We start from the raw sequence: 21,420 nt of genomic DNA on the forward strand, positions 1-21,420 counted from the left end.
GCCGGGGGAGAGGCACTGTGATGAAGTTACGCGCAGCATTGGCGGTCCTCGCCGTAGCGGTTGGTGTGACGGCGTTCTCCGTGGTGACATCCGAGAGCACAGCTGTCGCGGCGACCACCTGTTACGGCGGTGCCATCACGATTCCCTACGACGGCATCGGTCTGTACCCGGAAGGGTCCGGTAGTTACACGACCTCCTCCCGCTGCAACGACATCAACATGAAGGTGGCGAGAGGCTCGGTGAGCGCCTGTGTCATCTTCGTCGACCACACCCGCGACTGCAACTACTGGACGACCGTCCGTACGAGTTGGGTCACGATCGCGACCAACGTGAAGAACGGCACGCACTTCCAGGTCGGGATCGAAGGGCACGACGACCAGTTGGACATGAACATGTACCTCGCCTACTGACGTCGGCGAAACGTCGTTTCGCGGCAGGCGCGCATCGTCCGGCAACACGGGCGGTGCGCGCCTGCCCTCTCGACCACGCTGATCACATGGAAGTCGTCACGCTCCCGGGCGCGACTGGGTGACGGTGCCGCCGGTCACCGTTCCGTCGCGTCGCCGATGAGGAGTGCGAGACCGAGCGACGTGGTGCTGTGCAGGACGACGGCGCCATGCCGATCGCTGGTGACCAGACCGGTCTCACGCAGGACGGTGGCTTGTTTGCTCGCCGTGCCGACGGACGTGCCGAGCCGTTCGGCGAGCTCGGTGGTGCTGCGTGGTGCGAGCAGGACGCGCAGGCATTCCGCGCGGGTGCGACCGAGCAGTGCCACCAGGCGTGCAGAGACGGTGACTTCCGGGCGTGGTTGGTGGTGCGACACCGGGAACACGAGCACGGGCGGCAGCTCGGGGTCGATCCACGTGACGGGGCTGCCCCAGCAGAAGTACGACGGCTGCAGGACGAGACCACGGCCACGCAGATATACGGTGCGGTTCACCGGGTAGCCCATGCGCAACACCCGCCCGTCCCAGTTCAGGACCCCGGGGATGTTCGCCAGCAGCGCGTTCACGCCGTAGCCGGCGAGTTGCAGTGTGCGCACGGCGTGGTCCGCGGCGACCACTTCGCGCAGCTCGGCCCAGTGCGGCGCGATCAGGAGGTCGTGAGCGGCGCGGAGAGCTCGCACCACCCCTGACTTCATTTCCTGATCGCCCGCCGCCAGCGAGCGAACCCACGTCGGCACGACGCGCTGGGCGAACACAGCCGCCAGGTCCTCACGAAGCCGGTGTCGCGGCGTGCAGAACACGGCTTCGCAGCCGGCGTCGATGTCGGCCACGAGCCCGGGCGGGGTGAGGGTGTCCGGGAAGGCACCTCGGGACAACACCAGGTCCCGCAACGGTGACATCGCTTCCGTGCGAACGCCGCGGGCGAGCCGCCGGTCACACTCCTGCCGCCACCCGACGAATGGCGGCGGCGGCTGCCGGACCCGCGATTTCTGGACACCGAGCGCCAGCTCCCACATCGGATCCGCACCCGCGGCCAACCGCACCCGTTGCAGGTCCTGCCGCTCGAACACCATCCGTAGCTCCATGGCCCCCCAGATGTCGTCGCCGGCTCCCCCCGAAGTCGGCACGGTGACACCGGCATTGTGGCCGTGCGGCACTGCGCAAACCTTGAATGAACCTGACGGCGAACGGACCGCGCTACCGAACTCGCCGATCGGGTTGTCGAGCGGCCGCCTCGGCTTGTGCACACCAGGACCTGGCACTCGCCACGACCGTGTGGAGCACGTCAGGACGCCACTCCCGCGTGGGTTCGGCCGGTCGGGTGGCATCCAGACCGAGTGTGCCGGCCGCGGCTGCGGCCAGGTAGACCGGGACAGGCAGCCCGAGTTCGCGGCGCGTGGTGTCCCAGCGCAGGGCCAGCTGCCGGCCGGCCGCCACGTCACCGAGGTCAACCGCGAGCAGCGCGACCTCCAGAACGGCCGGGAACGCGAAGCGGAACTGTGACCGCCCGGTGGCCGTGGACAGGCCGCCGCACAGGGTGTGTAACGCGACCTCCGGCTCGCCGCTCCGCCGCTGCGCCTCGGCGAGGAGGACCTGCAACATGGTGAACCGCAGGGCCAGGCGCGGGTGCGTGGCATTCAGCGACGTCCACGCCTCGTCGAGGAATCGGCGTGCCGTTTCCACGTGTCCACTCACCAGGTAGTAGACGGCGATCGCGCGGCGCGGGCTGTCCAGTTCAGCAACGTGCGCGACCTCGTCGAGGAGCTCTGTAAGCGTGTCGACCAGCTCTGCCGCCGTCGCGAGTTCGCCGTGTCCCAGTGCGGCCTCGGTCCGCACCGTCAACACGGCGGCCAGCGACGAGGCAGCCAGATCGTCGTCACGACGGTCGTACTCGAGGCTCACCGCCAGCGCTCGGTCGTAACGACCCCAGGTGACCAGCACCGAAGCGGCCGCATTGCACACTGTGCGAACGTCGTCGTCCTCCGTCGAGCGCGACGCCGCCGCGAGCGCCGGGTCCACCTCGTCGAGCACGGACGGATCCAGCACGGCCTGTTTGGCGGTGAGCGCCGCGGCAGAGGCTTCGAGGAACTCGCGGGGGCGGTGGCGCGCCAACTGACCAAGGACAGGACGGAGCAGGTCGAGACCACGTATCTCATCGTCCAGCCACTTGACGAGCAGCGCCTGGTGGAACCGGAGTAACGCGTGCACTTCGGCTCGTTCGTCCAGGTTCGCCAGCGACAACGCCCGGTCCAGCCAGCTGCGGCCCTCGGTCAGGTAGCCGTCGTTCAGCAGCCAGAACTCGAACATCGTGGCGACGATCTCCGCGGCGGCGAGCGGATGCCCTGTGCGGAAACCGAACTCGAGGCACTGCCGCACGTTGGCGGCGTCGGCTTCGAGCGCACGCAGTTCGGTGACTCGCTGGCGGTAGAGCGGCAGCCGGTCGATGTGCCGTGCCCTGGCGAGTAGGTGGTCCAGGTGCCGCTGTCCGACGAGCTCGTGCTCGTCGAAGACGACCAGCCTTCGGGCGGCGAAGTTCCTGATGACTTCGAGCATTCGGTAGCGCCGCACGTTGTCGTCGACGTAGGGCTGCACGAGTGAGCGATCGACCAATGCGGCGAGCGTCGCGGCCGTCACGTCCTCGTCCAGGGGCGCGAACCCGCAGACCGCTTCCGCGTCTCCTGCCGTGAACCCGGCGGCGAACACCGACAGGCGCGCGAACAGCCGTCGCTGCTGGTCGGACAACAGCTGGAAGGACCAGTCGAGCGTCGCCTCCAACGTCCGGTGCCGGGAGACGCTACTTGTGGTCGTCCGGAACAACAGTGTCATGTTGTGCCCGAGCCGGTTCACCAGGTCGTCGAAGGCGAACGTCCTGGCCCGGGCCGCCACGAGTTCGAGCGCGAGCGGCAGCCCGTCGAGCCTGCGGCAGATCTCCGCGATGTACTCCAGGTCCTCCTCCTTGATGACAACCGACGGCGCCGAGCTCCGCACCCGTTCGACGAACAGCACGACGGCCGGGTTGGTGTGGCTGGCGGGGTCGTCCCGCGACGGGACGGTCAGCGGCTCCAGGGTGAGAAGTGCCTCGCCTGAGACGCTCAGCGGTTGTCGCGAGGTAGTGAGCACGGTGAGATCGGGACAGCGGCCGAGCAGGCGCATGACCAGTTCGGCGATCTCGGCGGCGAGGTGCTCGCAATTGTCGAGCACGAGGATGGTCGGATGTTCTGACAGCACGTTCTCGACGGCTACCAGGGAGGCATCCTCGGCACTGTCCTCGGCCGTGCCGCCGAGCGCGGCGCGCGCCATGTGCACGACCTGCGCTGCCGAGGTGGCGGACGCGAGGGCGAGGGCGATGCCCGCCACACCGCGTTGCCGGGCGACAGCGCGCGCCACGACAAGCGCGAGGGCGGTCTTCCCGCAGCCACCCACTCCGGTGACGGTCACGAGCCGGTGCTGTTCGAGGAGCCGGACCAGCCGTTCGCGCTCGGCATCGCGGCCGATGAGGGTGTTGAGATGTGGTCGAAGACCACGCCACTCCGGCCGGTGGGGCGGTGGTGGTGGAGTCGGCGGTCGGGGGACTGAGGTGGTGCGCAGGACGTCTTGGTGGATCCCCTGGAGCATGGCGCTCGGTTCCGCACCGAGCTCGGTGACGATCCGCCGACGGCCCGCGGCGTAGCACTCGAGTGCCTCGGCGCTGCGCCCCGCGCGGTGCAACGTGCGGATCAGTTGGCCGATGAGCGCTTCGGCAAGCGGGTATTCGGAGAGCAACTCGCTCAACCGGTCGATGACGCGACCGTGGTTGCCGATTCTTGATTCGAGCGCCGCCCATTCCACCGCGGCGTTTATCCGTTGCTGCTCGAACTGGTGCCGGACGCGGTCCACCCATTCGCCGGCAAGTCCGTCCAGTGGCGTGCCACGCCATTGCCCGAGTGCGTCATCCAGCAACGACCGTCGCTTGTCGTTCCCGATGTCCGGATCACGAGCCAGCTCGAGCAGCTGCCGGAACCGCAGGTGATCGACAGCCGCGCCGGAGAGGTCGAGAATGTATCCGCCGGTCATCCGCCGCAGAGGAACCGACTCGCCGAACTCAGGCACGTGTCGCCGCAGCAGACCGCGAAGCCGGGCGATGTAGCTGTAGAGCGTGTTCCGCACGTTGTCCGGCGGAGCCTGCCCCCAGACACGATCGATGAGCGTCTCCACGGGCACGAGCTGTCCGGCCGAGAGCAGGAGCGCTGCCAGCACACTCTGCTGCCTTCGCGGACCGAGGCCGACCCGTTCACCACGGACCCACAGCTCGACCGGCCCCAACACCCGGAACTCGACCTCTGTCGTCGTACCCCCCCAGCGCCGCAGTGCACCCGATGCTCATTTCCGTGCCGTGCCAAGCCCTTAATTCTGGCCAATGCACGGTTGTTTAGTGAACCACAGGCAACGGAAGCATTCAAGGCGTCGTCGAGGGGCGGACAATAACACGATCTTTACGACAGAGCGTTGTGGCGGAGTATCGACCGGTGGCGCGCCCTCCGCCGGTACGGGTGGCGTAGGCGGCCTGGGTGGTGCAGGTGCCGTCGGTGGGATCGGCAGCTCCGGGAGCATCACCGGCGATGCCGACACGAACAACGTCACCGTCCTGGGCGGCCTCGGTGCCGCAGGCGGTAACGGCGGGAACTCCGGCGCGGGGCACGGCGGTGGCACAGGCGGTAAAGGCGGCGTCGGCGGTGCCGGGGGTCTCGGTAGCTCCGGCACCGTCACCGGCGGTGGCGACGTTGACGCGATCAAAGTCACCGGCGGGGCCGGTGGCAACGCCGGGACTGGCGGCAAGGGCGGCAACGGCAACGGCCTCGGCGCGCCCGGTGGTGCGGGCGGCGCAGGCGGTGTCGGTAACAACGGGACCGTCAACGGCGGGCTCGGCGACGACACCCTCACCGTGACCGGTGGCAAGGGTGGTAACGGCGGCGCAGGCGGAAACGGCGGCAACGGCTGCCTCCCCGGTGTGAGTGGCCCCGGCGGCTCCGGCGGCACTTTGGGTGCCGGCGGTGTCGGGAACTCCGGGACCGTCACCGGCGGTGGCGGCACGGACGTCATCGCCCTCGTCAACGGTGTCGACGGTGTCAGCGGCGCCAATGGCGTGGCCGGCGGCATTAGTGTCTGCCTCTGACGAACGGCAGCATCGGCATGAAGTGCCAATAGCACTGGAAGGCAGCGGCAACATCACCGGCACGCCGAAGGCGTTGCCGCTGCCGACCAGCCCGTGGCCGCCCGGCTTCGGCTGACCGCCGTGGCCACGGTCGCAGATCACCAACCGCACGGCGTCGACCTTCTTCCTGGGGCAAGCTCTGGCATGGCGGCGTGTCGAGCAGCGGACAGACCCGGCAACAGCACCACGTTTAGTGGACGGCCTTGAAGTTGACGAACCATGTGGTGTGGTAGGTCATGCCCTGGCAGCGTACGTCGGTGTCGGCTTTGAGCTTCACGGCATCAATCATTTTGTACGGGTGGTTGGCCTCGTGCTTCGCGAGGGTGGGCAGGTGGGGGTCCGCGCCGACGGTGGACAGTTCGATCTGGTCGTGGCAGTAAGGCTTGTCGGCGGGGTTCGCGAGGGTGTCGATGACGATGTCGCCGGCGGAGATGGGCTGTACTTCGGTCTTCATGTTGGCGTGCGGGTTCGTCAGGGTGAGGGTGACGTACGCGGTTTCACCCGGCAGCAGAACGCCGATTTGTGCGCCGGGAACCGTGGCGTGGATGACGGACTCGGGCGAGCCTGCCGCGCCGTTCGCGATGTTGTACTGGACGACCGCGGCGATCGAGAAGACACTGATGGCCACTACGGCGGCGTGGATGAGCGGCAGTGGATTGTCCTTCCCCTTACTGCGCATGGTTTTCTCCGTTCTCGCATCCATCGATGGTGTGCGACAACCGCGAGGCCGGGGCAGTCTCGTGATTGCCGTTGGTGCCGTCCGTTCGGGGGTGGTTCCCGGCCTAGCGGACGGCCTGGAACTGGGCGGTCCAGGTCGTGTGGTAGGTCATGGCCTGGCAGCGAATGTCGGTGTCGTCCTTGAGTTTCACGGCGTCGGTCAGCTTGTACGGGAAGTTCGCTTCGCTCACGGCCAGGGTCGGCAGGAGGGGGTTCGCGCCGGCGGTGGACAGCTCGATCTGGCCGTGGCAGTAGGCCGTGTCGACGGGGTTGGTGACGCTGTCGATCACGACCTCACCAGGGGTCACGGTCAACAGCTTGATCTTCACGTTGGCGTTCGGGTTGGACAGGGTCAGGGTGACGTAGCCCTTTTCGCCGGGCAGTAGCGTGCCGGTCTGCGCGCCGGTCACGGTGGCGGGGACCATCGCCTCAGCGGAGCCCGACACGCCACCTGCGGTGCTGTCCTGGACGAACGCGGCGACCGCAAAACCCCCGATTCCCACCAGCGCGCCGACAGTGGCGATGATGAGGACGGACTTGGCCTTGTTGTTGATACGCATGGAACTTCTCCTTGGATTGACCGGCGCTCGGTACTCAGGGTTCGGTCGTCGGTGCCGGTTCGCTGGGACTGGCCGTCACCTCGGTGGGTGTGCTGCTCGTCGACGTGGCTGTCGTGGCTGTCATGCCAGGGATGACCGGCTCCGCCGAGGGTGTTGCCGACGGCGTTGTTGCTTCGATCGCCGGCGTCGGTGCTGGCGGAGCGGATCGGCCGGGTTCCCAGTGGCCGGCCTTGCCGTCGACCGTCGTGGTCACCACGACTACGTCGAACCCCGTGGCCACCGCTACACCAGTGACGGAAAACGTGATGGCCATCAGGACAATGACGCCGGTTTGGCGGAAGGTACGCATGTGCATGCCCTTCAGGGCTGGATTTCCGACGTTGTGGCGCCATCGTGGGGATCGAGCACTGCGGGCTCATATCGGTTTTCTGGGAGCTGGTCGATGCGCTCATCGTCTCAGCCGCAGCCAAGCTTTTGAACCTTTTTCTTCGTACCCCATACGTCGACTTCGCGACGTTCTCTGTTACGAGTATCGGTGCGCAACGTCGAATCGTGATAAATTCCCTCAAATTCGTGTTGAAAACGAACTGTGCATGAATTACGTTCGTGAACGCGCCGGGCCACGAGCTGTGGGCGCCGACCGTGCACCATCACGCGCCGCCAGAAGCCTTGGCGGCGACCTCATTTCACCCATCCTCGCCGAAGTTCTCCGTCTCCTTACCTGACCGCCTCCCTGTCCCTGCCTGGCCGAGCGCGCCGGAGGGTGTGCGTCCGTTCGAGGGGCAGCGATATTGATCCAGGCGAACGCAGGGTAGGTTCGGGTGTTGTTGCCCCGGACCTCGGTGACGTGGCAGGTCCGCGATCGATCGCGGATGCGGATCACGCAGGTCGGCACGATGGCGAAGAAAGACGGCCCGGCTTCCGGCTTATTGACACCACGTCGCGGTGGTCGCCGCGAGCGGGCACGCCTGGCCGGAGGCGATCAATACCGCCGATGTCTTCTGGCTTCTGCCTGCGGACTTGGTGCCCTGTTCGGCATATTTCACGGAGTCTTCGTATCGGCCGACCCAGTAGGCGATCATCGACTGCAGGGAGACTGTAAACGAGCGGTGTAACTCCCGATCATGGAAGTGCACCTGATGACCGACATGATGGCCGGCGTGGAGAACGCTGAGGACTCGAAGCCCGAGACCGGCCTGGACGGCCTCGACGAGCAGCTCGTGGCGCAACTAGTGAGCGACGCCAGGGGCCGGGGGGTTGGCGCTGACCGGCGAGGGCGGAGTGCTGTCTCAGCTGACCAAGCGGCTGGTCGACCATCTCGGCTATGACAAGCACGACCCGGCCGGCCGCGGAACCGACAACTCACGCAACGGCACCCGGTCCAAGACCGTGCTCACCGACGTCCGCCCGGTCCAGACCGACGTGCCGCGGGACCGGGATGCCAGCTTCGAACCGAAGATCGTGGCCAAGCGGCGGAAACGCCTGGGCGGCGTGGACGAGATTGTGATCTCCCTGGCCGCGAAGGGCCTCACGACCGGGGAGATCTCGGCGCACTTGGCTGAGGTCTATGGCGAGGAGGTGTCCCTGCAGACGATCTCCACGATCACCTACATGGTCATCGAGGGCATGGTCGAGTGGCAGAACGGGCCCCTCGACCCGGGCGGTTTCAGCCCGTCGTTGCGAACGGTTGTTGGTGTTGTCGAGCCGTTCTCGCATGGCTTCGGCGGGAGTGCGGTCGCCGAGGCGACCCGGGGCCGGCGGTTGAGTTCGCTGGCGACGCGGCGGAAGTCGCCGGCGGTGTGCACGGACAGGTCGGTGCTCTTCGGGAAGTACTGGCGCAGCAAGCCGTTGAGCTTCCTATTCGGCATACGCCCGATATATGGTTGCGGTGGCGCAATAGCGCTAGGACTACTAGGCGGGGGATCTGATGACGAAGGAACAGAAAGCCGCGCGTTGGTTCGCGGCCGCCAGCCTGGGCGCCGCGCTGGCCGTCGCTCCCTTCCCGGCCCAGGCGGCCACGGTACGTCCTGCCGACACCGTCGTGCCACACCTCAGTTGCGGCGGTGGGCGTGTCTTCGTGTGTTCAGTCAGCCCAACCGGTGGAACCGCCCCGTACGTCGAGTCCTGGAACGGCGGCTCGTTCGCATCCCAGCCGTTTTTCGCCGGACAGTGCTTCAGCTTTGTCTTGGTCGTGACAGTCGCGGTCCGCGACAGTGTCGGAAACACCGGCTCAGCCCAGCAGACCATCATCTGCAACCTGGGTTAAGAGGTCGGTTCAGAATGAGTTTGCGGAGGCAGATGACCGAGCAGGCAAGCTGAGGAGTCGGCTCGTGGTTCGGTGCGGATACGCTGGCGGCGGAAGTTTTCGAGCCAGGCGAAGGTGCGTTCGACCGGCCAGCGGATGGTGCCGAGGCCGGAGCCATGGTCGGTGCCGCGGCGGGCGATGAGCGGGGTGATGCCGTGGGCGCGGACCAGGCGGCGGTACTTGTCGTGCTCGTGGGCGCGGTCGGCGTAGAGCCGGCGCGGCCGCTGTAGTGGCTTGCCGACTGCGTCGCGGATCGGTGGGATGGCGTCGAGCAGCGGAATCAGCTGGGTGACGTCATTGCGGTGACCGCCGGTCAGTGTCACGGTGAGCGGGTGCCGGTGGCGTCGGTGATCAGGTGGTGCTTCGAGCCGGGCTTGCGGCGGTCGACCGGGCCGGGGCCGGTGTGGTCCGCCCTTTGAGAGCACGCAGGTGCGTGGAGCCGTGCGGCGCGGTCGTCGGCACGCTTGCGGCCGGGATAGCGGAACCGCCGTGGGTGCACCGGCAGGAGCGGCTCGAGCCGCTTCCACAGCTGGTCGGTCAAAACCTCCTCACGCATACCAGCCGGACGCCGTCGGCTGCGATGATGGCGCCGGTTCAGTCGTTGGAGTCTGGGTGGTTCAGACGGGAGACGGTGCAGCCGGCCAGCCGCTCGCTCGCGTCCCGCGCGTGGGCTGCGCACAGCCTCGCGGTCGCGCCGTCCTGGTCGGTCACCACCGCGGTGACCGGCTCGGCACAGGGTGTGTGTAGCCGGTCGTAGTCCCACGCGCCGGCGCAGTCCGGATCGGTGCACCGGGCGCGTCCTCCGCTCGAGTGCAGCGTGACGCCGTGGGCCGGGCAGACGCCCCACGGAACGTCGCACAGGCCGGGGTCGCGGGCCACCCGGACCCGGGCCAGGTCTTCGGCCGTCCGGGAAACCTCGGCGGTGTAGTCGCTCAGGTCGTGGGTCGCCTTCGCAATGGGCCGGGCGAGGCGCTGCAGGTGGCCGTCGGGTGCGGTCTCCAGTCGGGCGGCCACCTCCGCGGTGCGCGCCGCGAGCGCTTCTGCGTCGGCGGCCAGCGCACGCAGCTCGGCCGGCAGGGGCTCGGGCGTGGTCGGCTCAGGCATGCTCGTCCTCGATGGTCTGCGGTGATCAATGAGCGCGGACTGCGCAAGTACCCCGAACCCGGTGCCCCAAACCATGGCGCGTGGGGGTGATCACCGACGAGCATCCGCACATGCGGTCTGCCACACCATCGAGATCATCGAACGACACGAACGTCGGGCGAAGCCGCCGTGCCGACCGACGGGGTTTGCCGGGTGAGGTGCGCGAGTAAGTCCGCAGCGTCGTCAGCTGGAGTGCCCTGAGCCGGGTGTGGACGATGCTGATGCACGCTGGACTGATGGCGAGGCTGAGCCTTATGACGGCGTCTTCGGGTGCCCGTGGTGACACCGATTCCGAAGATCGTGCCATGGTTGTTGATCCGCAACGCCCCGATGTCGCCGGGCAGGACCCCGAGATCGACCGGCGAACCGTCGCGGCCCCAGCGTACGGCGTTAACACCGACGCCGAACGCGGAGGCGGATCGCCGACGATCGAGCCGTCGTTGATACCTACGGCTTGACTGAACGTGTCGCCGGGAAGGGGCGGCAACAGCGTGACCGGGCCGTCGGGGTTCCATCGCACGGCCGCGGCCTGGTTGGCCGAGTTGATGGCGAAGCCGACGATCACACCGTGGTTGTTGATCCCGAACGCCCCACTGACCGGAAATCCGGGCATCGCCGTCAGCTTGGTCACCGCCGTGTCGTGGTCCCACCGGACCGCGGTGGGCGAGGTGGCGACGGCGCCCGACTGGCCCACGATCGTGCCGGCGTCGTTGATCGCGTTGGGTCGGCTGGACGTGTCACCGGGCCTGGTCGGCAATTCCCGGATGGCGCCGCGACTGCTCCACCGTACGGCGTGGAGCACACCGGAAGCGCCCTCTGAGACGCTGATGACCGTGCCGTCGTTGTTGATCGCCTCAGCGGCACCGAGGGTGTCCCCGGGGAGAGTCCCCAGATCGGTCGTCGTGGGCGCGCCGGTCGCCCACGACGGAACGCTGTGGGCCAGCGTCATCGCGGAGCCGAGGACGACGGCCGCGACAACATCGACCGCCCGTCGGCGGGTTGCCGGTGACCCCGTGCCCGACCCCGACCTTTCTTGCTCGGATGCGTTTTCACTCCTCCGATACGTCCCGTATTCGGGGTTCTCACTTGACGGTCTCGCTGTTCGCTGAAGGGCACAGGCTGGCCGGTAAGGACTCCCGACGCAGCGGGCCGCAGCTCTGGCTGAGCACCGAGCAGTGAACTAAACCCACGACCGGATTCGCCGCCGACTTGGCCGTCCGCACTTGAACAGTTATCCGTCAAGGGTGTCGGGACGGTCCGCGGTGTGTCCCCGCGCATTCCGCGGGCGCCTTATTCCACTGTCCGCAGTGCGCGGCCGGCGGCCAATTGGGCCGTCGAGGTGACAGAGAGGTCACACCATTATCTCGCTGGGACGCAGTCTGCGTACGGGGAGTGATCAGCAGCTACGCACGGGAGTGTGCTCTTTTATCGGATGGGTGGGGAAGCTGGTGATCCATATTGCGGTCATGATTTTTGCTGGTTACGCTGCCGATATATCCGAGTGGGAGCGTGGTCCACCGCGAGTTCCAAGATTGGATTGCGCCGTGTCTTCTATTGACGACTTTCAGGTGGATTTGACAGGACGTGCATCGGATCCGGACTTGGCGCCCCAGTCATTTGCTCAGCAACGGTTGTGGTTCCTCGACCAATTCGCGCCGGGAAATGCCGAATACATTGCCCCGACCGCACTGCGGTTGCGCGGCGTGCTGGACCTGGCTGCGCTCGACAGGGCGTTGACGGGGCTTGTGGCGCGACACGAGTCGCTGCGAACGACGTTTTGCGAGCTGGACGGTCGGGGCATGCAGGTCGTGGGGGAGCCGTACGAAGTGCGCGTCCCCCTGTCCGACGGTGACTTGGACGAAATCCTGGCCGAGGAAGCTCGGACACCGTTCGACCTGAGCCGGGGACCGTTGCTGCGGGCGCGCCTGGTGCGGCTCGGCCGCGACGACCACGTACTCGTCCTGACGCTGCACCACATCATCACCGATGGCTGGTCGACCGGTGTGCTGATCCGGGATCTCGGGGCGCTGTACGCCGCGGGCACGCCACTCGAGCCGTTGCCGATGCGCTACGTCGACTTCTCGACGCGGCAACGGGAACAACTTCTGGAAGAGCACCTCGACTATTGGGTGGGACAGCTCTCCGGGGTGACGTCGCTGAAGCTGCCGGTCGACCAGCCGCGTCCGGCGGTGCGCACCTCGGATGGCGCTGTGTACGAGTTCGAGGTGCCTGGTCAGGTCGCGGAGGCACTGAAGGCGATCAGTCGGCGGCACGGCTGTACGTTGTTCATGACGTTGCTCGCGGCGTGCCAGGTCCTGCTGGGGCGGTCCTGCGGCCAGGAAGACGTCGCGGTCGGCACGGTCACCTCCGGCAGGGATCGAGCCGAGCTGGCCGGCCTGGTCGGGTTTTTTGTCAACACCCTGGTGCTGCGTCAGCGGATCGATCCGGCACAACGGTTCGACGAACTGCTCCGCGCGGTCCGCGCCACCGTGCTGGACGCTTTCACGCACCAGGCGGCGCCGTTCGAGCGCGTGGTCGAGGCGGTGCAACCCGTGCGGGACGCTAGCCGAACACCCTTGTTCGACGTGCTGGTGTCGTTGCAGAACGCGCCCGAAGGGGGCGTGGACCTGCCCGGCCTGCGGGTGGAGGAGGTCCAGCTGCCGGTGGTGTCCACGACCCATGATCTCGTCTTCGAGTTCCAAGAGTCCGACGGACGCCTGAACGGCGTGGTCGAGTACAGCACCGGCTTGTTCGAGGCGGCCACGATCGAGCTGCTCGCCGGGCACCTGGGCGTCCTGCTGGAAGCGATCTCGCTGGATCCAGGGCGGCCGGTGGGGGAGCTGCCGTTGTGCGACAGTTCCGAACTGCGCCAGGTTTTGGTGGAGTGGAACGCCACGGCCCACGACGTGCCGGGCGTGGCGTTTCCAACGGTGTTCGAGGCGCAGGTGGCGCGCACGCCGGAGGCGACGGCCCTGGTTTCCGGCGACCGGCGACTGAGCTTCGCCGAGGTGAATCGTGAGGCGAACCGGCTGGCGCACTATCTGATCGATCGCGGGGTGGGGCCGGAGCGGCTGGTGGCGTTGATGCTGCCCCGGTCCGCCGACGTGGTCGTGGCGATCCTCGGCGTGCTCAAGGCGGGAGGCGCCTACCTTCCGGTCGACCGGGACCTGCCGGCCGAGCGCGTGGCCTTCATGCTGAGCGACGCCGATCCGCGCCTCGTGCTGGATTCCTTGCCCGACACGACCGGTTATCCCGACCGTGATCCGGCCGACGTCGACCGGCGTTGCCACCTCCGGCCGGAGCACGCCGCCTACGTGATCTACACCTCCGGCTCGACCGGGCAACCCAAGGGGGTCGTGGTCGAACACCGGAACCTGGTGAACCTCACCTGCGATCACGCCGGCCTGTTCCCGTCCGGGAAACCGCTCCGGTTCGCCTTGACGGCCGTGTTCTCCTTCGACGCATCCCTGGAAGGTCTGGTACTCCTGGCCTGCGGCCACGAGCTGCACGTCCTCGACGACGCCACGCGCATGGACGCCACGACCCTGGTCGGCTACGTGGACGCGCAGCGGGTCGACCTGGTGGACGTGCCCCCGTCGTACCTGCCCCGGTTGGTCGAGGCGGGTCTGTTCGACGAGGGTCGTCACCATCCAGGTCACGTCATCGTCGGCAACGAGGCCGTCCCCCCGGCGCTGTGGCGGCAGCTCGCCCGGCTGCCGGCCACGACCGGCTACAACTTCTACGGCCCGACCGAGTGCACGATCGACGCGGTGTGGTGCCGGATCACCGGTGACGAACCCGTGATCGGGCGACCGCTGTGGAACACCCGGGCCTACGTGCTCGACACCAGCCTGCGGCCCGTCCCGGTCGGCGTGCCCGGGGAGCTCTACCTCGCAGGTGGTCAGCTCGCCCGCGGCTATCTCGACCGACCGGGTCTCACCGCCTCCCGGTTCGTGGCCTGTCCGTTCGGGGAACCGGGCGAGCGCATGTACCGCACGGGGGATGTGGTGCGCTGGGGCGCGGACGGGCGCCTGGTGTTCGTCGGCCGGGCCGATGCACAGGTCAAGATCCGCGGCTACCGGATCGAGCTCGGCGAGGTGGAGGCGATCCTGCTGCGCCAGCCGGGCATCCGCGAGGCCGCGGCCGTCGTCCGGGAGGGCCGGCCGGGCCGCAAGCGGCTGGTGGCGTACCTGGTCGGTGATCCGCCGCCGGACCTGCGCACGTCCCTGGCCACGAGCGTGCCGGACTACCTCGTGCCATCGGCGTTCGTCACGCTTCCGTCGTTGCCGATGACACCGAGCGGGAAGCTCGACCGGCGCGCGCTGCCCCCGCCGGACTACGCCGCGAAGGAGTACATCGCACCGAGCACGCCCACCGAGGACGCGTTGGCCCGGATCTGGGCCGAGGTGCTCGGGGTGGAACGGGTGGGTGTCACCGACAACTTCTTCGCCCTCGGCGGCGACTCCATTCTCAGCATCCAGGTCGTCGCCCACGCCCGGCGCGCGGGTCTCCACCTGACGTCCCTCGACGTGTTCCAGCACCAGACCGTCGCCGACCTCGCGTTGACCGCGACCGCGGTGGCGGTCGCGCAGCCGGCGGACCCACCGGCGACGGGCCCGGCACCGCTGACCCCCATCCAGGAGTGGTTCTTCGCCACCCATGACCCCCAGCGGTACACCACGATGTCGATGTTCGTGGAGCTGACCGCGGATGTGGACGAGGGCAGGTTACGCGAGGCGCTGCACACCGTCGTCGACCACCACGCAGCCCTCCGGACGTGCTTCACCCGCGGCGGGGACCGCTGGTCCCAGGTGGTGCTCGAGCGGGGGAGTGCGGCGGTCTTCCGGGTCGTGCCGGATGCCGGGACCGAACCGGAGGAGGCACTGGCCGCGCAACGGAGCCTGGACGTCGAGCGCGGGCCGCTGCTGCGTGCCGTGCTGTTTCGCGGGCCGCGCCCACGGTTGTTCCTCACCATCCACCACCTCGTCGTCGACGGTGTCTCGTGGCGGATCCTCCTGGATGACCTGGAGGCCGCCTACCGGGCGGACGTCCTGGAACACACCGGCACGCCCTTCACGCACTGGGCGCGTCGGCTCGACGAGTGGGTCCGCGCCGGCGGGTTCGACGACGACCTCCCGCACTGGCGGGGCATCCCGGCCGCGCCGCCACTGCCAGTGGACCGTGGCGGGGAGAACACCGCCGAGTCGGTTCGATCCGTCACCTCGCGGTTGGGGCAAGCGGAGACCAGTGCGCTGTTGCGCGAGGTGCCGGATGCCTACCACACGCAGGTCAACGACATCCTCCTGAGCGCGGTCGGGGTCGTGCTGGCGCGCTGGACGGGCCGCGACCGGGTGTGGATCACCCTGGAAGGCCACGGCCGCGAGGAAGTCCTGCCCGGTGAGGACCTCAGCGCCACCGTCGGCTGGTTCACCAGCCAGTTCCCCGTGGTGCTCGACATCCCCGGTGGTGGCTGGAGCCGAATCCTGAAGAGCGTCAAGGAGCAGCTCCACGCCGTGCCGCGCAAGGGGCTCAGCTACGAGGCGCTGCGGTATCTCAGGCCCGGGGCAGGCTTGACGGACCCGTTGCCCCCGGTGTCCGTCAACTACCTCGGGCAGTGGAACGGCGTGGGCCACGGCACCGGCCTGGTCCAGCGGTGGCTCGACCCGGTCAGCCCGGAGCAGGAGTCTGGCCTGACCGGCGACAGTCTTGTGGACATCATCGGCTCGGTCGACGACGACGAACTCGAACTGACGTGGCAGTACTTCGCCAACGTGCACGACGAGGCGACCATCCAGCGGCTCGCCGACGACCTCGTCGCAACACTGCGCGAGATCATCCGCCACTGCCTGGAACCGGGCTCCGGCGGGCGAACCCCGTCGGACTTCCCGCTCGTCCGGCTTACCCAAGACGAAGTCGACGCCCTCGTCCGAGACGGCTTCGACGTCGAGGACATCTACCCGCTCACGCCCCTGCAAGCGGGCATGGTCTTCCACGGCCTGGTGGACCCGCTCGCCTACGTCAACCAATTCACGCTGGTGCTGGACGGCGTCACCGACCCGCGTGCCCTCGGGGAGGCGTGGCAGAAGGTCGTCGACCGCACGCCCGTGCTCCGCAGCCGGATCGTCTGGCAGGACCTTCCCGAGCCGGTCCAGGTGGTCCACCGCCGGGTGACCGTGCCGGTCGACTACGACCAGGCACGGCCCGAACCCTCGGTCGTCGACCTGAACACCTTTCCGTTGATGCACCTGGCCATCACCGCGTTGGACGCCCACCGGGTCGAGATGACGTGGACCTCGCACCACGTGCTGCTGGACGGCTGGAGCACCGGATTGGTGCTCGGCGATGTCTACGAGCAGTACGCCGCGATCGTCGGTGGTGAGGCACCCGCCCTTACGGCCCGGCGGCCGTTCCGCGACTACCTGCGCTGGCTGTTCGAACAGGACGCCGCGGCGGCGCGGCACCACTGGCAGACGGTGCTCGCGGGGTTCGACACGCCGACCCCCTTGCCGTTCGACCGGCGGCCGCAGGAGGCGCATCGCACCGAGTCGACCGCGGCCGTCGAGATCAGTCTCGACGCCTGGGAGGCGCGGGAGATGGCGCGGCGGAACGGGCTGACCGTCAACACCCTGATCCAGGGGGCCTGGGCGTTGCTGCTGTCGCGCTGCAGCGGGGAAACCGACGTCGTCTTCGGCACCACCGTCTCCGGCCGACCGGCCGACCTGGCCGGGGTGGAGTCGATGGTCGGTATGCTCATCAACACCGTGCCCACTCGTATCCGGGTCGACGGCGGTCAGCGCATCGCCGGATGGTTGCGTGACCTCCAGACGGCGCAGAGCCGCTCGCGGAGCCACGACTTCGTCGCGTTGTCCACGATCCGGTCCTGGAGCGACCTGCCTGCCGGTCTGCCACTCTTCGAGAGCATCGTGGTATTCGAAAACTACCCGGTCGACGAGACGAACTTCGCCGCCATCTCCGTCTCCGAAGTGCAGGCGGTGGACACCACGAACCTGCCGCTCACCCTGACCGCGCACGTCGACGGACGGATCAACCTCAAACTCGCCTACGACCCGATGCTGTTCGACGAGTCGACGGTGCGGCGGATGTCGGAGCGGCTCTCCCGGCTGCTGGAAGAGATTGCCGCCCACCCCGACCGGCGGGTCGACCAGCTCTCCTGGATACCGGCGGCGACGCTGCGCCAGATGTTGGTGGAGTGGAACGCCACGGCGCATGACGTGCCGGATGTGGCGTTCCCGGCGGTGTTCGAGGCGCAGGTGGCGCGGACGCCGGAGGCGACCGCCGTGGTCTTCGGCGATCAGGCGTTGAGCTTCGCCGAGCTGAATTGCCGGGCCAACCGGTTGGCCCGTTACCTGGTGGAGCGGCGGGTGGGGCCGGAGCGGCTGGTGGCGCTGATGCTGCCCCGGTCCGCCGACGTGGTCGTGGCGATCCTCGGCGTGCTCAAGGCGGGAGGCGCCTACCTTCCGGTTGACCGGGACCTGCCGGCCGAGCGCGTGGCCTTCATGCTGAGCGACGCCGATCCGTGTCTCGTGCTGGACTCCCTCCCGGACACGACCGGCTTCCCGGGACGTGACCTGGCCCCATCCGACCGGCTTTCGCCCCTTCGCCCGGAGCACGCCGCCTATGTCATCTATACCTCCGGCTCGACCGGGCGGCCCAAGGGTGTGGTGGTCGAACACCGGAACCTGGTGAATGTCACGCTCGACCACGCCCAGCTCTTCCCCGCCGATCGGCGGATCCGGGCCGCCCTGACCGCCGTGTTCTCCTTCGACGCCTCCCTGGAAGGGCTGGTGTTCCTGGCCGGCGGTCATGAGCTCCATGTGATCGACGACGCGACCCGGCTGGATCCCGATGCCCTCGTCGACTACGTCGACGCGCGGCGCGTGGACTTCATGGACGTGCCGCCTTCGTACCTGCCGCAGCTGATCGACGCCGGCCTGTTCGGCGCGGACCGCCACCACCCGGCGAACCTGATGGTCGCCGGTGAGGCGATCAACCCGGCGCTGTGGCGACAACTCGCCCGATTGCCCCACACGACCGCGTACAACTTCTACGGGCCGACCGAATACACGGTCGACGCGGTGTACACCCGGATTTGCGGGGACCACCCGTCGATCGGACGGCCGTTGTGGAACACGCGGGCGTACGTGCTCGACGCCAACCGGCAACCGGTCCCGGTAGGACTGCCCGGGGAGCTCTACCTCGCGGGCAGTCAGCTCGCCCGTGGCTATCTCCACCGCCCGGGGCTCACGGCGTCCCGCTTCGTGGCGTGCCCGTTCGGGGAGCAGGGTGAACGCATGTACCGCACCGGGGACCTCGTCCGCTGGAACTCCGAGGGTGAGCTGGAGTTCGTCGGCCGAGCCGACGACCAGGTCAAGATTCGCGGTTACCGGATCGAACCCGGCGAGGTGGAGGCGGCCCTCCTTCGCCAGCCGGGCATCCGCGAGGTCGCGGTGGTCGTCCGCGAGGACCAGCCGGGTCAGCGGCGGTTGGTGGCGTACCTGGTCGGTGAGCCGGCGCCGGATCTGCGCACCTCGCTGGCCGCGAGCCTGCCGGACTACCTCGTCCCGTCGGCGTTCGTCACCCTTTCCGCGCTGCCGACGACCACGAACGGGAAGCTCGACCGACGCGCGCTGCCCTCGGCGGAATACCCCACGACGAATTACCTGGCACCGCGCACGGCCATCGAGGAGACCCTCACTCGGATCTGGGCGGAAGTCCTCGGCGTGGAGCGGGTGGGGATCACGGACGACTTCTTCGCCCTCGGGGGCGACTCCCTCCTCAGCGTCCAGGTCGTCGCGCACGCTCGACGCGCCGGTCTCCCCCTGAACATCAGGGACGTGTTCGGCAGGCCGACGATCGCCGACCTGGCGCGCGAGGTCGGTACCGGTCGATCGGGGTTCGCCGCCACCCAGGGAAAGGAAGCCGTTCGGTGAAGGACGACATCGCCTACCAGGTACTCGTCAACGAAGAGGGTCAGTACTCTCTCTGGCCCGCCGACCACGCCGTGCCGGCCGGGTGGCGGCCCGACGGGACCACCGGCACCGAGCAGGAGTGCAGCGCCCATGTCGACGAGGTGTGGACCGATATGCGACCGAGGTCGTTGGCCGAGGGCACGCCCGGTTCCGCGGGCGACAAAGGGATCCGAGGCCGGAGGGGTGATCGCGGAGGAGCCGGGGTGCGGTGAGGTTCTGTGCCTGTTAGAACGTGGTTGTGCTGAGTAGCCGCCGGGGAGCCGAAGGCGAGAGTCCCGGAGAAAGCGACGGCCACCCGGCGACCGACGAACCCGGCGGCGCGCCGCGTGCCGGGTGGCGCGATCTCGTGCGGTCGACGCAAGGGCATCGCGCGGTCCTGGTCAGGGCGATGTCACTGTCGCTGGCCGGTGGCGCGCTGGGACTGGCGCAGCCGCTGCTGGCCAACGGGACGATCGACGCGTTCTCGCGCGGCGGTGCGTACGGCGGGTGGCTGACACTGCTCGCAGCTGTGTTCATCGCGGAGGCCGCAGTGTCCGCGGTGGCTCACTACCTGCTCGAACGCACCAGCGACGGTATCGTGCTGGGACTGCGCCGGCGGATCGTGGACCGGATGCTGCGGTTACCGATGAGCCGCTACCGGCGGCACCGGCTCGGCGACCTCATCACGCGAGTGGCCGCTGACACCACTGTGCTGCGGGACGCACTCGCTTACGATCTCGTCGAGGTGACGGTCAGCTCGTTCGTCACCGTGGGCGGCATCGCTCTGATGATCTGGCTCGACCCCGTCCTCTTCCTCGTGGTGGCGGGGATCGTCGGGGTCACCGGTGGGCTGACGCTCCTGTTGCTCAGAGGCATCCGCAGATCGGTAGAAGACGCCCAGGACAGCCTCGGCGGGATGAGCGCCGAGCTGGAACGTGCGCTGTCGGCGATCCGAACCATCCGCGTCCTGCGGGCCGAGGACCGCGAGCGCGACCGCATCGTGCGCCTGGCCGACAAGGCCTACCACGACAGCGTCGCGGCGGCGCGGCGCAACGCCATTGTCGAGCCCGCGATGACCCTGGCGGTACACGGCTCGATGATCGCCGTGCTCGTGGTAGGCGGCCTGCGCGTGGCCGGCGGCGAGGCGTCGCTGGCCGAGCTGGTCGGATTCCTTCTCTACGTCACCTACATCGCGGAGCCAATGGCCGGGCTGTTCGAGGTGTTCGCGATGCTGCAACGAGGGCTGGCGGCGTTGCAGCGGATCGAGGATGTCGCCCAGCTGCCGACCGAGGCCGACGTGCTGGCCGATCCCGTCGCGCGACCGGTCAACCGGCCACCGGTCGACGCGCGGACGCCTGCGATCGCGTTCCACCACGTCGATTTCGCCTATGAGCCGGACCGACCGGTGCTGCGCGACGTGTCCTTCTCGGTGCCGCGCCACAGCCAGGTCGCGCTGGTCGGTGCCTCCGGGGCAGGGAAGTCGACCATCTTTGCGCTCATCGCCCGCTTCTACGACCCCACCGCGGGGCGGATCCTGCTCGACGGGCAAGACGTGGTGCGGCAGGTGGGCGTGGACGAGTGCCGGGCGGCGATCGGCCTGGTCGAGCAGAGCGCACCGATCATGCACGGCACCCTGCGAGAGAACATCACCTATGGCAAGCCCAAGGCTACCGACACGGAGATCCGACGGGCCGTGGAACTGGCAGGCCTGGCAGATCTTCTCGACCGGTTGCCCGCCGGTCTGGACACCCCCGTCGGGGAGCACGGCGACCTGCTCTCCGGTGGTGAGCGGCAACGCGTCGCCATCGCCCGTGCCCTGCTTCCCCGACCACAGCTGCTGCTCATGGACGAACCCAGCGCGCACCTCGACCCCACCAACGAGGCAGTGCTCCTCAGCACGCTCCGGCACATCACCACCGAGTGCACGCTGTTGGTAATCGCGCACCGAGCCGCGACCATCGAAGCTGCCGACCGCGTCATCGTGCTCGCCGAAGGCCGCGTCGCGGCAATGGGTTCCCACGACGAAGTGGCTGGCCTGATCCGTGCGGTGCACGCGCGTTAGGCGTATAACGGCCATCGCACCCCAGGC

At 68.4% G+C, this 21,420-nt stretch carries 12 protein-coding genes and 5 pseudogenes; 7 read left to right on the plus strand and 10 right to left on the minus strand.

What is annotated here, in order from left to right:
• The first annotated feature begins 17 nt into the window (after window positions 1-17).
• Window positions 18-410, plus strand: coding sequence for a hypothetical protein (locus QRY02_RS08205; protein WP_285990893.1), 393 nt, complete (start codon window positions 18-20; stop codon window positions 408-410).
• 134 nt (window positions 411-544) lie between these two features.
• Here QRY02_RS08205 and QRY02_RS08210 read toward each other — a convergent pair whose 3' ends face one another.
• Window positions 545-1,519 carry an ArsR/SmtB family transcription factor gene (locus QRY02_RS08210; protein WP_285990894.1) on the minus strand — a complete coding sequence of 325 codons (975 nt, stop codon included), beginning with the start codon at window positions 1,517-1,519 and terminating at the stop codon, window positions 545-547.
• Between the two features lie 124 nt (window positions 1,520-1,643).
• Complete coding sequence (locus QRY02_RS08215; RefSeq protein ID WP_285990895.1) at window positions 1,644-4,751, minus strand: ATP-binding protein; 3,108 nt, start codon at window positions 4,749-4,751, stop codon at window positions 1,644-1,646.
• A gap of 106 nt (window positions 4,752-4,857) precedes the next feature.
• Here QRY02_RS08215 and QRY02_RS08220 point away from each other — a divergent pair, with 106 nt between their 5' ends.
• Window positions 4,858-5,598 (plus strand): hypothetical protein, encoded by a 741-nt coding sequence (locus tag QRY02_RS08220; RefSeq protein WP_285990896.1) that lies wholly within the window; start codon window positions 4,858-4,860, stop codon window positions 5,596-5,598.
• Window positions 5,599-5,827: 229 nt separating this feature from the next.
• Here the strand turns inward: QRY02_RS08220 and QRY02_RS08225 are convergent, their stop codons facing one another.
• The 4 genes from QRY02_RS08225 to QRY02_RS08240 form a co-directional block, all read right to left on the minus strand.
• Window positions 5,828-6,316: a hypothetical protein gene (locus QRY02_RS08225; protein ID WP_285990897.1), complete on the minus strand. Its 489-nt coding sequence runs from the start codon at window positions 6,314-6,316 to the stop codon at window positions 5,828-5,830.
• A gap of 103 nt (window positions 6,317-6,419) precedes the next feature.
• On the minus strand, window positions 6,420-6,914 hold the full coding sequence (locus QRY02_RS08230) for a hypothetical protein (RefSeq protein WP_285990898.1): 495 nt from the start codon (window positions 6,912-6,914) through the stop codon (window positions 6,420-6,422).
• Between the two features lie 34 nt (window positions 6,915-6,948).
• The gene (locus QRY02_RS08235; protein ID WP_285990899.1) at window positions 6,949-7,263 is read right to left on the minus strand and encodes a hypothetical protein; all 315 of its coding nucleotides are present in this window, start codon (window positions 7,261-7,263) and stop codon (window positions 6,949-6,951) included.
• Between the two features lie 577 nt (window positions 7,264-7,840).
• A complete protein-coding gene (locus QRY02_RS08240; protein ID WP_285990900.1) occupies window positions 7,841-8,143 on the minus strand; it encodes a hypothetical protein in 303 nt (100 codons plus the stop codon).
• Here QRY02_RS08240 and QRY02_RS08245 point away from each other — a divergent pair.
• A pseudogene (locus QRY02_RS08245) lies at window positions 8,054-8,570 on the plus strand (transposase); the annotation flags it as partial. The gene QRY02_RS08240 and the pseudogene QRY02_RS08245 sit on opposite strands and share 90 nt — an antisense overlap.
• Window positions 8,571-8,615: 45 nt before the next feature.
• Here QRY02_RS08245 and QRY02_RS08250 read toward each other — a convergent pair.
• Window positions 8,616-8,770 (minus strand): annotated as a pseudogene (locus tag QRY02_RS08250) (IS30 family transposase); the annotation flags it as partial.
• A gap of 71 nt (window positions 8,771-8,841) precedes the next feature.
• On the opposite strand from QRY02_RS08250, the gene QRY02_RS08255 reads away from it, so the two are divergent.
• Window positions 8,842-9,180, plus strand: a complete 339-nt coding sequence (locus tag QRY02_RS08255; RefSeq protein ID WP_285990901.1) for a hypothetical protein — start codon at window positions 8,842-8,844, stop codon at window positions 9,178-9,180.
• Here QRY02_RS08255 and QRY02_RS08260 read toward each other — a convergent pair.
• From QRY02_RS08260 to QRY02_RS08270, 3 genes and pseudogenes are all read right to left on the minus strand, one after another.
• Window positions 9,161-9,775, minus strand: a pseudogene (locus tag QRY02_RS08260) (transposase). The gene QRY02_RS08255 and the pseudogene QRY02_RS08260 overlap by 20 nt on opposite strands.
• Window positions 9,776-9,813: 38 nt before the next feature.
• Window positions 9,814-10,323 carry a hypothetical protein gene (locus QRY02_RS08265; protein WP_285990902.1) on the minus strand — a complete coding sequence of 170 codons (510 nt, stop codon included), beginning with the start codon at window positions 10,321-10,323 and terminating at the stop codon, window positions 9,814-9,816.
• A 25-nt stretch (window positions 10,324-10,348) separates the two neighbouring features.
• Window positions 10,349-11,311, minus strand: a complete 963-nt coding sequence (locus QRY02_RS08270; RefSeq protein WP_285990903.1) for a hypothetical protein — start codon at window positions 11,309-11,311, stop codon at window positions 10,349-10,351.
• 625 nt (window positions 11,312-11,936) lie between these two features.
• Here QRY02_RS08270 and QRY02_RS08275 point away from each other — a divergent pair.
• The 3 genes and pseudogenes from QRY02_RS08275 to QRY02_RS08285 all read left to right on the plus strand — a co-directional run.
• Window positions 11,937-19,313 (plus strand): annotated as a pseudogene (locus tag QRY02_RS08275) (amino acid adenylation domain-containing protein); the annotation flags it as partial.
• Window positions 19,310-19,489, plus strand: a pseudogene (locus tag QRY02_RS08280) (MbtH family protein); the annotation flags it as partial. The pseudogenes QRY02_RS08275 and QRY02_RS08280, both read left to right, overlap by 4 nt.
• Window positions 19,490-19,590: 101 nt before the next feature.
• Complete coding sequence (locus QRY02_RS08285; RefSeq protein WP_285990905.1) at window positions 19,591-21,393, plus strand: ABC transporter ATP-binding protein; 1,803 nt, start codon at window positions 19,591-19,593, stop codon at window positions 21,391-21,393.
• The last annotated feature ends 27 nt before the right edge of the window (window positions 21,394-21,420 follow it).

The sequence above is a fragment of the Amycolatopsis sp. DG1A-15b genome, from assembly GCF_030285645.1.
In the GTDB taxonomy this organism is placed as follows: Bacteria; Actinomycetota; Actinomycetes; order Mycobacteriales; family Pseudonocardiaceae; genus Amycolatopsis.